The following is a 13,831-nucleotide window of genomic DNA, read 5'->3' as shown; positions in this document are numbered from 1 at the left end:
TTATATCAGTGATATAAAATTTCGACATTGTATTTTTCATATTATTTAATGTTATTATTTCGGAATATTTGGTTGTATAGATCAGTGACATATAATAATCTGAAAATAGATCGTTGGAAATTCCAGTTTTCTATAAGCCATAATCTAACGGAAGCAGGTCGGGAAAATGAATAACAATAAGAAGGTCCATGTTGTATTTAAAACGCATTTGGATATTGGGTTCACGAATTTGGCTGCGCATGTATTAAGACAATACATGGAAGAGTATATTCCGAAAGCGATCGCTTTGGCCGATACATTAGAGGCTGAAGGAGGCCGCGCGCAATTTGTATGGACGACTGGATCTTGGCTAATTCGTTATTATTTGGATCGCGCACCTGCTTCGGAAAGAGAAGCGATGGAGAAGGCAATTCGTAAAGGACATATAGTGTGGCATGGGTTACCGTTCACTACACATACAGAGCTTATGGATAAGGAGCTTTTCCAATACGGGCTAACGATCAGCCAAGAGCTTGATCAACAATTTGGAAAACAAACGATAGCCGCCAAAATGACGGATGTGCCAGGTCATACCCTGTCCATGGTTCCGTATATGCAGAAAGCAGGCATTCAGTATATGCATCTCGGAGTTAACCCAGCATCTATGCGTCCTGATGTACCAAAGCTGTTTCGCTGGCAGGCAGAGGATGGCAGCGAATTAATTGTGAACTATGCCGGAAGCTACGGAGAGCCGGTTGAGATTGAAGGGATCGACGATATATTGCTATTTGCGCATACGGGTGACAATTGTGGGCCGCCAAGTGCTGAGGAAATCGAAGAGCAGTTTCGTGAAATCCAAGAACGATACCCTGACGCTGAGATTATAGCGTCTTCACTAGATGCATTTGCAAGAAGTCTTATGCAGGTTCGCGAGCAGCTTCCTGTGGTTAGTGAAGAAATCGGTGATACTTGGATTCATGGTGCAGGGACAGATCCATTAAAACTTGCCAAGCTTCGCGAGCTTCAACGTTTGAGAAGCAAATGGCTGTCCGAAGGAAGCTTAGACGAGCATAGTACTGCCTATAAAGGGATGAGTGATGCTATGTTGATGGTAGCAGAGCATACATGGGGTTTAGACGTAAAGAAATGGCTTCCTGACTTTCGAAACTATGCGAAAATAGATTTCAATAATGCTAGAATCAAGGACGAGATTGATGTAGATGATATTCCTGCGAAATTCAATTATATTGGTGCATTCGCTATGGATGAATTCGATAAACATTCTAGTGGTTTATTTGCCTCAGAACAGAGTGTCCGAAAGTATTCGATGATCGAACGTTCTTGGGCGGAGCAACGGGGCTATCTGGATCATGCAGTCGCATGCCTGGATAAAGATAAACAAGCGGAGGCAAAGGAAGCGTTCGGTAGGCTAGAGCCTACGAGGAAAGATTGTTCCGCTGATGCTGAGGAGGTTAGTGTCCAAGAGGTGTACGCGGTTGAAGGTTATAAACTGACCTTTGGTGTGAATGGCTCACTTGTTCATTTATCGGACGCTAATGAGAAAGTATGGGTAGACGAAAGCCATCCCTTCGGCGTTTACGCCTATGAGACGTTTGGAACGGAGGACTATGCCAGATACTTCCGTACCTATATGCAAAATTTAGGCTTCACCCATCCATGGTCTGATGCCGACTTTAATAAGCCTGGCTTTGAATTCGTTCGACCATTACCTAGCCATCAGCTATATGAGCCCATCGTGACTGATATGAAGCGAGTAAACGGCAAACGGTTCTTGCTACGTTTACGCATGCCGGTACAAGCCTATGAATTATATGGTGCGCCGAAGGAACTTGAATTAGTGTATGATTTTGAGCATGAAGGTACGGTTGACGTATCACTGCAATGGTTCGGAAAAGAAGCGAACCGCCTTCCAGAAGCAAGCTGGTTCGGTTGTGCATTGAATGTCGATAATCCAAATCTTTGGATGATGGATAAGATGGGCTTGCCAGTCTCACCTTTGCGTGTAGTGAAGGACGGGAATCGTAATCTTCATGCCATTGGACGTGGCGTTAGTTATCAGGGTGCAGATGGGAGCGCCTTTATCGAAACCAAGGATGCTGCTTTGGCTGCACCGGGTCAAAAAAGACTGCTACAATTTGATAATTCTTTTGTTTCTCTAGATAAAGGATGGCATTTTAATTTGCACAACAATATCTGGGGTACCAATTTCCCTATGTGGTACGGTGAAGATGCAGTATTTCGTTTTCGTCTAAATTTACAATCGAACCGTAAGTAAAATAATAGATGTACTTGTGACTGAAATGCACCCCTTAGAATAAACATTGGAAAACCCTCTGGGTCCGATGTCTTTCTATGAGGTGCATTTTTGCTCAGTTTCTGCAACTGATAAGATCTCAATGTTAAAAAGACAAATTTCCACTTGGAAAATTTGGTTTTCATAGATGATATCCCATATTCCGCCGATTTCTTCTACCGCATTCTTTACGCTTTTTAGACCGATACCATGAAAATGCTTGTCTCGTTTTGTTGTGGCTAATTCCCCGAAATGATTCATACGTATTGAATGCTGATATGGATTCTGTATTCTGATAAATAAAGTACCCTTATGATAATGAAGCTGGAATTTAATATAGGGCTGAGTCACACCTGGATGCTTGCATGCTTCTATGGCATTATCAAGGGTGTTCCCTAGAATAATGCTAAATGCATAAGCATCAAGGTCAAGCTGAGGTGGAATCTTAATATCCGTTTGAAAGGAGATACCCAGCTTTTTGGCAAATTGCGACTTGTAATTAATGATAGAGTCGATTAGGATGGAGCCGGTATTACTTTCACCTGAAGAGAGTTCTATTACTCCAAGAAGCTTATCCACATCATTCAGTCCAGCTTCTTTTTCCCCAGCTTGTAATTGAGACCTCAGGCCGAGCAAGATATTCCTGAAATCATGTTGAAACGTAAAGACTTCTTGCTGCCTTTCTTTCGTGAGCAGATACTGGTTCATATAGTAGGTGTTCTGCTGTTCCAACAAGTAGTTTTTATTCTGTGCCGATTGTATGGTTAATACACGATCACACAAAAGAATGATCAGGAAGTTGATCAACAGCAATCCTCCGGACAAAGTCGGATACAACGCCGGATATTCCCGCAATGACAGCTCGCCCGATAATTTTGCAATACTGAGAATGCTGATAAACGGAAAGCAGAACAGCCCGATCCAATACCAACTGCTTAGACTACCCTCGCCAAAAGCTTTGGTAAAACGAAGCGTGATCTGTACCAGTATAAACATCAGAATCTTCGACAAAAACAAGGTAAAGATGTATCCGCTTGTCGTATACACAGGTGCAGTAGCTGCATCTGAAAGAATAATCAGTGCGACTATAAATAAAGCAGCACCAATTCGCCATTGTATTTTTCCTTTATACAAAAAGGACAAGAGAACGATCGCCACTATATTAAGCCCTAGCATCCATAAGCCGGGGAGTGGGCTGTAATGAAGGAGGAGTACGAAAATATAATAAGCAGTGTATACGGAATAAAGGATTACTTTGGATTCCCAAAGCCGTGGGAAACAATGATCATAGAAATAATGAATGATAAATGGGAGAGCTGCCAGTGTGAGGGCATAGAACAGTTCATCCAGTAGAATATTATTCAAGCAGACTCCCCCTGAATTGCAAATAACTCTTTTTCACTACGGTGCTTTGCTTATCGCTAATCGGAAGTTCTTCCCCACTCGTTAATACAATTTTTTTGCCCTGAATTTGTTTTATGTAATCGAAATTCACAAGATACGATTGATGAATCCGCACAAACTGCTTCGAAGGTAGCTTTCCTTCTTCTATAGATAAAGTACTGTAATATTCCGTTTGATCTTCCGTTGTTTGCAAAATGATTTTTCGGCGATCACTTGCCAAGTACATAATATTACGGATTGGAATAAGTAGTTTAGTTCCACTTTGGTGTACAGGCAGTAATTTTGGTTGATTTTGCTGACGCTTGACCTTTATTTGCTGAATCATAGAGATTAGTTTTTTTTCAAAAGACTCGTTATGTATAGGCTTCTTTATAAAACCAGAAGGTTGAACGTCAAATAGTTGAACATGATACTCTTCGTGGCTCGATACGTAAATCAACCGAACCCTATCATTATCACAATCTCTCCGTAATATATGACCCGCTGTTATTCCGCTTATTCCCTTCATTTCTATATCCATAAAAATAAGATCAAATGGACAACCATGTTGAATGGCTTTCGTGAAGCTTTCACCAGAATAGAATATGGATACCTCTATCTTTACGGTCTGCTGAATGGGATGGTTGAGGATCAATCTCTCAATATATTCTGTTGTCTTGAAATCATCATCACAAATAGCAATATGTATCATGTGAAATTCCCCTCCTGTGTTATAAATAATAATACATTATATGGGATTATAATCAACCTTTATCCTTTTAGGGATCACTTGGAAGCGGCGAAAGTTACATTTATTCCCGTGTTTTTTACCATGGCGATTAGTAAGTCTAGTAAACATGCTAATTTAATATCAATTAGTAGTAGCAGAGGCAATGGAGGAGTTGAAAAATGAATACAACAATCTTTGAAGCTGAGGGATTAACTAAACAGTACGGCAGTGCAAATGCGCTTCAAAATATAAATATGCAGATTAAACAGGGTGATATCTATGGTTTTGTAGGTGAGAATGGAGCAGGTAAAACCACACTCATGAAAATAATTAGTGGCTTAGTTTACCCTACAAAAGGGACTATCCAATTGATGGGTAAAAGTAGTGAGAAGGACATCGCACGAGTCAGAAAAAAAATGGGGGTTTTAATAGAGCTACCTGCCCTCTACCCCCATATGAATGCTGAAGAGAATTTAAGCTTTTATTGCAAGATTCATGGTATTTCGGATTTCAATAGAATTAAAGATGTGCTGAATTTAGTGGGACTAACGGATGTTGAAAACAAAAATACAACGGAATATTCTCTGGGCATGCGTCAACGCTTAGGGCTGGCAATTTCTCTTCTCAATGAACCGGAATTTTTAGTGTTGGATGAACCGATTAATGGACTTGATCCTACAGGAATTGTAGAGATGAGAAAATTATTGGCTAAGCTGGCACATGAAAAAGGGGTTACCATCTTGATCTCCAGCCATATTTTGAGTGAGCTCCAATTGTTAGCTACCAAATTCGGGTTTATTCATAAAGGGCAGTTCATTAAGGAAGTCTCTGTGGAAGAACTCTTGCAATCAGCCGAAGCGCAAATTTGTATTAAGACCGTTGAAATAGCTGCAGCAATAAACGTGCTTAAGAACGATCTTAATATTCATTCGATCACATTGTCAGAAGCCGGAGAAATATTGGTTCCCAAGGATTTGACAGATCTTGAACAGTTAATGTCAACGTTAATTAGAAATGGAATTCCACTTGAAGGAATTAACCTGTCCACAGCAAATCTTGAGCATTATTATATGGATCTGATAGGAGAATGAGCAATGAGGGATTTTCTGAAAGCTGAGTCTTACTTTATAAGAAGGGATATCATGTTTAAGGGAATTTCTCTTCTGTTCCTTATAGCAAGTCTGGTATTAGCAATCTGGATTGGCGGTAAAGCTGGTTTTGAAATCGGTAATCTCGCGGAACCCTTAACGATTGTGACACCTTTATCTTTATTTTTTTATTTTATTATTCCAGTTTACGTATGTTTTTTTGCAACCGAAGGATTTGAATATGGATCTATCAAAGTTATCCTGGCTTCCGGACAAAGTAGGTTTATCTATATCACGGGGAAATACCTTTCTGTTTTTAAAATTATTATATGGTGGATTTTACAATTTACAGTAGTGTTTTATCTCGCTTATATGATAGCTGCTTTGATAATTGGGACTGACATCGGTAATCGTAATTTTTCTGCTGACTTGATTCAAGTTTCCCGTGTACTGGGATTAAATATCCTTTATTTATCAGCTTATGCTGCTCTAATCATTATGGTAGGTATTCTTATTAAAAGAACGGCTTCAGCGGTGGTTGTAACTTTTCTAATTATATTCGGAGACTTCATGATATCCGGTTATTTCCGTGATGCTTCCTCCGCATTGTTAAGGGCGATTTCAGACCATGCTTTAACGACTCAGGTTATGAAGTTTTCCGGAATCTACGTCGTTAATTCACAACATATAGTCCTAACCGGAGCAAAGAGCTTTATGGAAGTGGTGTTGATTCCTGTGATTATCATAGCTATTAGTTTGTCTGTCACCTATATTTCGTTTGGAAAAAGAGATATACACGCGTAGATAAAGGAGGAATTGAAATGGACAGGGGTAATAGATCACCAAAAACGATCGTTATTATAGGTGCGTTGCTAGCTATTGTAGTTTTTGTTGTTCTTTTTGTTGGTATTGAGATGGGATGAGGCTAGTCTCAGTATATGTTGCGGGGAGTTATGTGAAATGAAATACAATGTAGTATGGATCAGCATTAAAGAGTTATTTCATCCTTACCGTAAAAACATTTGGATAATCAGTATTGTTATGTTGGTGACTTCTGTAGGGAGCTTTTTGACTCCTTGGTTTACCAAGCAACTTATTGACATTGGTATTCTAGGTTTGGATTTTTATCGAGTTATTCAATACGTAGGACTGATATTTTTAGTATTCCTTATCCAACAATTACTTGGTATTTTTCAGTTCTATTACTACAAGGAAATAAGTGTGAGAATACCATATGACTTGAATAAGAAAGCATGTAAACATGTGTTATCCGTACGCACGAAATTTTTTAAAGACAGAAATTTCTCAGTAGTGATGTCTGAGCTTTTTCAAGATATCGCCAACATATCGTCTTTGACAGACACGCAATTTTTAACATCTTTCGTTAATCTATTTAAAGTTTTCGCCGGCTTAACAGCATTGTTTTATATTAACTGGAAATTAACTCTAGTTATGCTCGCTACAATTCCAGTCAAAATGCTAATTAGCAGTTTTTTATATAAAAAGCAAGTAAAGGTATATGAAATCATTATGCACTTGCAATCAAATTTCTCAGAATGGTTAGGGGATGCAATTAGTGGCATTGAAGCGATAAAAGTATGGGGGATTACTGGAAAACGACTAGCGAAACTGAAAGTGAATCTGGATGGAAGTAAAAATGCTAAATCCAAGTTAATGCGTTATGGATTTATTGATAGTATATCGGGTTCGTTTATGACGACATTGTTTACTTGTGGTCTTTACTTGTACGGTGCTTGGTTAATCCAAAAAGATGAAATCACCATTGGCGGTCTGGTATCTTTCATTTCGTACTCATCATTGGTATTTGAACCAATTACTATCATATCGTATTTGATTACGCAATTATCCAGCGTGAAACCAGCTTTTGAGCGGTTTTTAAAATTTCTAAATACCGATGCTGAAATTGATAAACCGGAAGCGAAGGAATTATTAGAATCAATATCTATCAATGATCTGAAATTCGAAAACGTATCCTTGGTTTATGAGAATGAAAAAGCTCTGGATCAAGTGAGTTTTACCATTCAAAAAGGTGAGAAAGTAGCGATTATTGGTTTGAACGGCAGCGGCAAATCATCCGTTGTAAATCTGCTGCTAAGATTCTATGAGCCTACTGAAGGCAGCATCAAAATAAACGATAAAGATGTGAAAGAGTATACTTTTGAATCCTATCGCTCAATATGGAGCTTGATGGCTCAAAACAATTATCTTTTCAATGATACTGTGGCGAACAATATCAATATTTCTGAAGAGCTTACACTTACTGAGATATTGGAAAGCTGCAAACAGTCAGGAGCATATTCATTTATCCAAGACCTGCCCGAAAAAATGGACACTCGAATTGGTTATAATGGCGCTAAACTATCGGGTGGACAAAAACAAAAAATAGCACTCGCCCGAACATTAGCACGTAAGGATACAAAAATTCTGCTATTGGATGAAGCAACCTCAAGCTATGACTATTATTCGGAGCAGGTTTTTAACGAGGAACTGTTATCTTCAGATCGTTATATGATGACTATCATTATCACGCATCGACCGGAAGTATTAAAGAGATTAGATAAGATTATTTATTTAAATGGTGGCAAGGTTCTTGGGATAGGAACTTTTGATGAGTTGTATACATCTCAGGAGAGTTTTAGAGATATGATTACTAGTACGCAAAGGGAGGAAACCCCGGATGCCTTTTATTCCTTTTCAAACGAGAGCGAATCTACATTACGTCTATGACATGAATAGAAACAGTATTTATAAAATCAAACAGAATCAGTATGAAGCGTTAAGTCATATTTCTGAAGGCAGTTATGAGGAAGCTGATGTAAATGTGCTTAAAGATTTTCAAAAGAGAGGGCTTCTAGCTGAATCTCCGATTCTACAAATTGAGCATCCGGCAAGTCAAATGTTGGAGTACCAGTTAGAGCGCTGTGTTAACTCAATCACTTTTCAAATGTCTCAAAATTGCAACTTGCGTTGTGGTTACTGTCCTTACTCAAGCAATGAAATTTATAATAATCGTTCACATTCTGCCCTGAATATAACCTGGGATACTCTGCAGCAAGGGATTGATTTCCTTGTAGCCCATTCTAAAGACGTGGACCACTTGCATGTAGCTTTTTATGGTGGAGAGCCTTTGATTGAAAAAAAACTCATCATAGATACTATGAAATATACACAGGAAAAAGTCAGCGGCAAAGAAATTTCCTTTGGTATGACTACTAATGGCACACTTCTGGATGATAGTTTTGCAAGGGAAGTTCGTGATTTTAACATATCCATTATGATTAGCCTGGATGGACCGAAGGATGTTCATAATGAAAATAGGACGTTTGTAAATGGACGTGGTTCCTATGAGATTGTATATCGTAATGTTGTACATATTCGAGATAACTATCCTGATCTATATCAAAAACTGAAGTTCAATACAGTTATTAGTCCAGATGGTAAGTTTGAAGAGATCTTTGATTATTTTAGAGCGGGAGAAGGAGTTAGTGACCTCTCTAAAGTTAACTTTAATACACTATCCATGAACTATACAGAGACGGAATTCGTTTATGGTGAGGCTTATTTTGAAGAACGGAATTACGAAGCTTTGAAGGCATATCTATTGCTGCTAGGAAAAGTAAAAGAAGAGCCTGTGGCCTATCATAAACGTGATATTGAAACCATTTATAGCTACAAAGAGTTTCTTTCGCCAATCAATGAGACCCCGAAAATTGCTCATCCCAGCGGGACTTGTATACCAGGCTTGAAAAAACTTTTTGTAGATGTAAACGGTAACTTATTTCCTTGCGAGCGTATTGATGAAAATTCTTCACTGATGAAAATGGGAAATCTTCAGGATGGTTTTGATATTAAAAAGGTTCGAGAAATTTTGAATGTTGGAGCAGTTACGGAACAACACTGTAAAGAATGCTGGGCCTTTCATTGCTGCTCTATATGCCCCGCTGCAGCGGATAATGGAAAGGATGAACATTATTCAGAAAGCTATAAGCTTAGCAAATGCAACAGGGTTAAAGCGTCGGCATTAGAGAATTTGAAGAACTATACGATGATGAGGGAATTTAAATATCAGTTTAAAAGAGAGGATATTTCACTGTGAAGAAAAAACTGGCGGTTTACCCTTTTCATAAAGGTCTGATGCCTTTATTGCTAACAGAAAGTGAGCTTCAGAATTTCGAGCTGATATATGCCGTAGTTCCAAAAGGCTGGGAGTCATTCGATGAAGTGGACGACACTAAAAAGGCTTTAATATGTGATGAAGAGAGCTTTTATTTAAATGATCTGATTAACTCAGTTGATGTACTGTTATTATGTAAGCCTCAATTTCAAGTTGATGAATCAGGTTACTGCCGGTTAACTTCTCTTGCAGAAGAGAAGGGAAAGCATATTATGTACGTGGCTGAATTGAAAACTGTATTAAACCAATCAACCATAGAGGGTTGGGAGTGTCTGAATCTAGAGCATCCTTCTATATCGAAACAGAATGCATTAGCGAGTATCGACGTCCCAGTTATTTTAATTATGGGGATGGGGGAAAACTGCGGAAAATGGAATTTGCAGCTTAAACTAAGTGAAAACTTTCGCAATTCGGGATATAAGATGAGTTTGATTTCCAGCAATGCACTATCTAGATTATGGGGATACCATACAATCCCAGACATTATAGACGGCAATGATCTAACGTTTTCAGAACAAGTCGAGAGTATGAATGCCTATATTAAATATATAGAACATGCTGAGAATCCAGATGTCATTATTATTGGAGTTCCAGGAAGCATTCTTAAGTATAGCACTTCAGTTCCCAATGGATATGGGTATATACCTTTCCTAATCAGTAATGCAGTCACACCAGATATCACAATATTAAGTTTGTATAACGGAAATTACGAAGAATCCCATTTGAAAGAAATGAAGTCCACTTGTTTATACAAATATGGCGTTAATATTGATTACTATCATATTTCTGAGAATGTTTGTTTATATAATCCAGAAGCAAGACAACTAGAATACTATTCTGTAGATTATCTGGACTCAGTGGAAAACAATTTCTATTCTCAAGAGGGGATGTATACTTTTAATCTTTCTAATTCTACAAGTCAAGGAGATGCTTTTAGAAGAATTATAAGTGAGCTGCAAAATAATATTCCGATGATTTAAAGGAGGGGAAGGAGTTGTTGTATCTAAACGAACAGGTTATAGAAGAAACAGTCAAAAATTATGTCAAAGAATTCGATAGAACGACCAATCTATTAGGTGTAACTTCTGTTAGAAATATCATTTATATTTTAACAGATCTCGAGAACGAACTTGGATTCCAAATCAATGATTCTTTTATCCGTGAAATCAAAGACTTAACTGTAGAAAAACTTATTGAAGTTATACCGAAACATCTAAAGTAGTGGCATAGAAATTTCGCTCTATCATTGTCAATGCTGACATAAGAGATGTATTCAAAACAGACCCTATGACAAACTGAAAGGAGGGGACTAAAACAATGGAACTGAATAAAAACGCTTCTCAACAAGTAGCTCCTATGGTCTCTACATTTGCAGCTTGCTGGTGCATGTGCCTATGCCTTATTTTTACAGAAAAAAGACATAGTGACCAATTAGATGCTCTAAATGCAGTTAAAAATTAGTGGATTTATGCATCATTAATTGAGATCCTGTTTTTGATGAAGTTTTATTAGAAAATTGGCTGTTTTGGATACATCCTTTATGTCAGCATTTAAACTCTAATCTAAAATCTCCGGCAACCATATTGCCAGGAGATTTTTTTTGTTCAGGGCTTGTTTTTGATTGGGCTGATATCGGAAGAGTACTGAAAGTCACAGAGGATTATTTTAATTATCGATATAATGAAAGCGTTATCTTTTTATTGCAGTTTACTTAAATTAAAAGGAGATAAGCTATGAGAGTGAGCAAAGTTTCTTTTAACCAGCTTGTGTTTATTTGTTTAGGGATTCAATACATGTTAATGCATTTGTTCTCTGCAGGCGAGGCGATTATCATCACATCCATAGAGCTTGTTATATACATGATTTTTACCGTTGTTGGCTTTGTAGGATTTTTTATGCGGAGCAGAAAAGTGGATAGTGAGGCTATTTCCGGATTGGTCGCATTATTCTTCAGTGTATTATGGATGGTATCTTTATTCTCGCAATTTAAGAAAGAAAGCTACCCAGATGCTTTAACGGTAATTAATTCGCTTGGCGTTGCTACTGCCCTACTTGTGCTTCTGGCTGAGTTCATCATTATAGCTAAGGCCTAGCGTAAACACAAACAAAAAAACAAGACAGGTCTATTTAAGACTTGTCTTGTTTTTTATGCATTCCCAGAAATGAAAGCTCACCCTGTACATTCCGCTTAAATTCATATTCTGAATCATGCTTCGTATGATGGAATCTTGTTTCCGAGATTGGATAAAAGGGAGTGACTTCTACATCATTCCAGACAAAATAGTAAGCTTGCCCACTACGCTCCACGCTCGCTTTGCAGCCATATCCCTCATAGGTTCCCATATATGAAGCATAAATGCTATCATCAAGCGGGTAGGCTTGCGGAGAGATCGGCACCCTTACAGGTTCGCCGAAGACTAATCCAGCTAGCGATTCCGATAACTTAGTGACGGGTACGCAATCATAATTAGTCAACATGATTATGCTTGTTTGATCTTCAGGGTATCTATGCAGTTCACTTCGGAAGCCGCGATAGGCACCGCCGTGATACATTCTTTTTCGATCAAAACGTTCGTCCAAGAACCAACCAAATCGATATTTGAGGTTACTGGAATGAAAAGCCATCTCTAGGGTGTTATGAGACACTAATTGATCGGAGTATAAGGCTTGATCCCACAGGAAAAGATCGGCAGCGGTCGAATACATCCCGCCAGCAGATAAGATAGAACTCATATCTATGTATTCCCCCTGAGTATACTCTCCCCAAGAAGAATGATAAGGTGAGGCTAATTTTTGAATAATCTGCTGATTGTTATAAACTCCTGTATTTACCATGCCCAGAGGCTGTAATATAAAAGTAGTGATATAATCTTCAAATGTCATCCCTGTAATCTTCTCAATAATCATCCCCAGCAAATAATAACCTGAGTTGTTATAGGCAAATGAAGTGCCAGGCATAAATGCAGGGGGCTGACTCACAAATAGCTGTAACATCTCCTGTGGAGTCAGCTTTAGCTTATTTAATTTTTGATTATATTCGGGTATGGAAGTGTAGTTGGCTATACCAGAGGTATGTCCTAGCAGGTGAAGGATGGTAATCCCCTCTAGTACATGCTGCTGAGGGAGATATTTTAGGATTGGATCTTCCAGTCTGAGACGTTTTTGTTCTTTTAGCATCAGGATAGCCATGCCAGTGAATGATTTGGTAAGTGACCAGATCCGGAATTTGGTATCTAAAGTGTTGGGGACCTGATGTTCAAGATTCGCATATCCGTACGCTTTATGTAACTTGATTTCTCCACGCTGAGCTATTAAGACTGTGCCACTTAATGGCCAGCTTTGTTCGTATTTATCTAAATAGTGCTCCAGACGCTGGAACTGTGTATCCACAGGTAACCCCTCCTTAAAGGCATATTCTAACATAATAATAAATTCAGTTGAAGTGGAGAGAAATCGATGAGATATGATTGTTTGATTATTGATGATGAAATTGAGCTTGCGGAGACCACCTGCGAATATTTTAATTTGTTTGATGTTCAAACCGCATTTGTTACGAGCGCCGATGCCTGTCGGAGCTTTTTGAGTGAGCATCAGGTGTCGATGTTACTCCTAGATATTAATTTAGGTGGTGAATCCGGCTTCCAGTTATGCAAAGAACTGCGTCAGACGACCGGGATTCCCATCCTGTTTATTAGTGCCCGCTCCAGTGAGGATGATGTATTAATTGCGCTAGATATCGGGGGAGATGATTATATTCATAAGCCGTATACCCTGAGAGTGCTGCTGGCAAAAGTAAAGGCGGTGCTTAAACGGTACAACAACGAAGTTGTAGCCGAGTCCTCCCTTCTTGAATCCGGACCCATCCAGATTGATCCCGAACTCAGAAGGGCAAGTCTTAACGGCGTACCCCTCAAGCTGAAAACAATGGAATATAAATTGCTAAAGTTTTTGATCCAGCATAAAAATCGGGTAATCCCTAAAGAGGAGCTATTTACAGGGGTATGGGGGGATGTTTTTGCGGGAGATGGCACCTTAAATGTACATATCCGTCATCTTCGTGAGAAGATTGAGCAGAATCCTAACGATCCGCAGTACATCCGTACCGTATGGGGCATCGGTTATGCTTTTGAGGATAAATAGTG

The 13,831-nt window shown here is 38.7% G+C and carries 13 protein-coding genes; 10 read left to right on the top strand and 3 right to left on the bottom strand.

Going from position 1 to position 13,831, the window contains the following annotated elements:
* Window positions 1-166: 166 nt before the first annotated feature.
* Window positions 167-2,275 carry a DUF5054 domain-containing protein gene (locus NSS87_RS20940; protein WP_339242555.1) on the top strand — a complete coding sequence of 703 codons (2,109 nt, stop codon included), beginning with the start codon at window positions 167-169 and terminating at the stop codon, window positions 2,273-2,275.
* A gap of 75 nt (window positions 2,276-2,350) precedes the next feature.
* Here the strand turns inward: NSS87_RS20940 and NSS87_RS20935 are convergent, their stop codons facing one another.
* Both NSS87_RS20935 and NSS87_RS20930 read right to left on the bottom strand, forming a co-directional pair.
* Window positions 2,351-3,658, bottom strand: a complete 1,308-nt coding sequence (locus NSS87_RS20935) for a GHKL domain-containing protein (protein WP_339242553.1) — start codon at window positions 3,656-3,658, stop codon at window positions 2,351-2,353.
* A complete protein-coding gene (locus NSS87_RS20930) occupies window positions 3,651-4,388 on the bottom strand; it encodes a LytTR family DNA-binding domain-containing protein (protein WP_339242551.1) in 738 nt (245 codons plus the stop codon). Before NSS87_RS20930 ends, NSS87_RS20935 begins: the two co-directional genes overlap by 8 nt.
* A gap of 197 nt (window positions 4,389-4,585) precedes the next feature.
* Between NSS87_RS20930 and NSS87_RS20925 the strand changes: the two genes are divergently transcribed.
* From NSS87_RS20925 to NSS87_RS20890, 8 genes are all read left to right on the top strand, one after another.
* Window positions 4,586-5,497 carry an ATP-binding cassette domain-containing protein gene (locus tag NSS87_RS20925; RefSeq protein ID WP_339242549.1) on the top strand — a complete coding sequence of 304 codons (912 nt, stop codon included), beginning with the start codon at window positions 4,586-4,588 and terminating at the stop codon, window positions 5,495-5,497.
* A gap of 3 nt (window positions 5,498-5,500) precedes the next feature.
* Window positions 5,501-6,298: a hypothetical protein gene (locus NSS87_RS20920; protein WP_339242547.1), complete on the top strand. Its 798-nt coding sequence runs from the start codon at window positions 5,501-5,503 to the stop codon at window positions 6,296-6,298.
* Between the two features lie 156 nt (window positions 6,299-6,454).
* Complete coding sequence (locus NSS87_RS20915; RefSeq protein WP_339242545.1) at window positions 6,455-8,242, top strand: ABC transporter ATP-binding protein; 1,788 nt, start codon at window positions 6,455-6,457, stop codon at window positions 8,240-8,242.
* 94 nt (window positions 8,243-8,336) lie between these two features.
* The gene (locus NSS87_RS20910; protein ID WP_339242542.1) at window positions 8,337-9,611 is read left to right on the top strand and encodes a radical SAM protein; all 1,275 of its coding nucleotides are present in this window, start codon (window positions 8,337-8,339) and stop codon (window positions 9,609-9,611) included.
* Window positions 9,608-10,669 (top strand): TIGR04066 family peptide maturation system protein, encoded by a 1,062-nt coding sequence (locus NSS87_RS20905; protein ID WP_339242540.1) that lies wholly within the window; start codon window positions 9,608-9,610, stop codon window positions 10,667-10,669. The genes NSS87_RS20910 and NSS87_RS20905 overlap by 4 nt, the downstream gene beginning before the upstream one ends.
* Before the next feature lie 14 nt (window positions 10,670-10,683).
* A complete protein-coding gene (locus NSS87_RS20900) occupies window positions 10,684-10,911 on the top strand; it encodes a hypothetical protein (protein ID WP_339242538.1) in 228 nt (75 codons plus the stop codon).
* 95 nt (window positions 10,912-11,006) lie between these two features.
* A complete protein-coding gene (locus NSS87_RS20895) occupies window positions 11,007-11,150 on the top strand; it encodes a hypothetical protein (protein ID WP_156113154.1) in 144 nt (47 codons plus the stop codon).
* Window positions 11,151-11,422: 272 nt separating this feature from the next.
* Window positions 11,423-11,782 (top strand): hypothetical protein, encoded by a 360-nt coding sequence (locus tag NSS87_RS20890; RefSeq protein WP_339242536.1) that lies wholly within the window; start codon window positions 11,423-11,425, stop codon window positions 11,780-11,782.
* 34 nt (window positions 11,783-11,816) lie between these two features.
* Here NSS87_RS20890 and NSS87_RS20885 read toward each other — a convergent pair whose 3' ends face one another.
* Window positions 11,817-13,079 (bottom strand): serine hydrolase domain-containing protein, encoded by a 1,263-nt coding sequence (locus tag NSS87_RS20885; protein WP_339242534.1) that lies wholly within the window; start codon window positions 13,077-13,079, stop codon window positions 11,817-11,819.
* 66 nt (window positions 13,080-13,145) lie between these two features.
* Here NSS87_RS20885 and NSS87_RS20880 point away from each other — a divergent pair, with 66 nt between their 5' ends.
* Window positions 13,146-13,829 (top strand): response regulator transcription factor, encoded by a 684-nt coding sequence (locus NSS87_RS20880; RefSeq protein ID WP_076300532.1) that lies wholly within the window; start codon window positions 13,146-13,148, stop codon window positions 13,827-13,829.
* The last annotated feature ends 2 nt before the right edge of the window (window positions 13,830-13,831 follow it).

It is taken from the genome of Paenibacillus sp. FSL F4-0243, assembly GCF_037963295.1.
GTDB lineage: Bacteria > Bacillota > Bacilli > Paenibacillales > Paenibacillaceae > Paenibacillus_AQ.
The sequence above is the reverse complement of the archived record's forward strand: the minus strand, read 5'-3'. Positions and strand labels throughout refer to the sequence as shown.

Coding starts and splice junctions, on each gene's coding strand:
- NSS87_RS20890 (WP_339242536.1), top strand. CDS start 11,423: ATGAGAGTGAGCAAAGTTTCTTTTAACCAGCTTGTGTTTATTTGTTTA.
- NSS87_RS20930 (WP_339242551.1), bottom strand. CDS start 4,388: ATGATACATATTGCTATTTGTGATGATGATTTCAAGACAACAGAATAT.
- NSS87_RS20920 (WP_339242547.1), top strand. CDS start 5,501: ATGAGGGATTTTCTGAAAGCTGAGTCTTACTTTATAAGAAGGGATATC.
- NSS87_RS20880 (WP_076300532.1), top strand. CDS start 13,146: ATGAGATATGATTGTTTGATTATTGATGATGAAATTGAGCTTGCGGAG.
- NSS87_RS20915 (WP_339242545.1), top strand. CDS start 6,455: ATGAAATACAATGTAGTATGGATCAGCATTAAAGAGTTATTTCATCCT.
- NSS87_RS20895 (WP_156113154.1), top strand. CDS start 11,007: ATGGAACTGAATAAAAACGCTTCTCAACAAGTAGCTCCTATGGTCTCT.
- NSS87_RS20925 (WP_339242549.1), top strand. CDS start 4,586: ATGAATACAACAATCTTTGAAGCTGAGGGATTAACTAAACAGTACGGC.
- NSS87_RS20940 (WP_339242555.1), top strand. CDS start 167: ATGAATAACAATAAGAAGGTCCATGTTGTATTTAAAACGCATTTGGAT.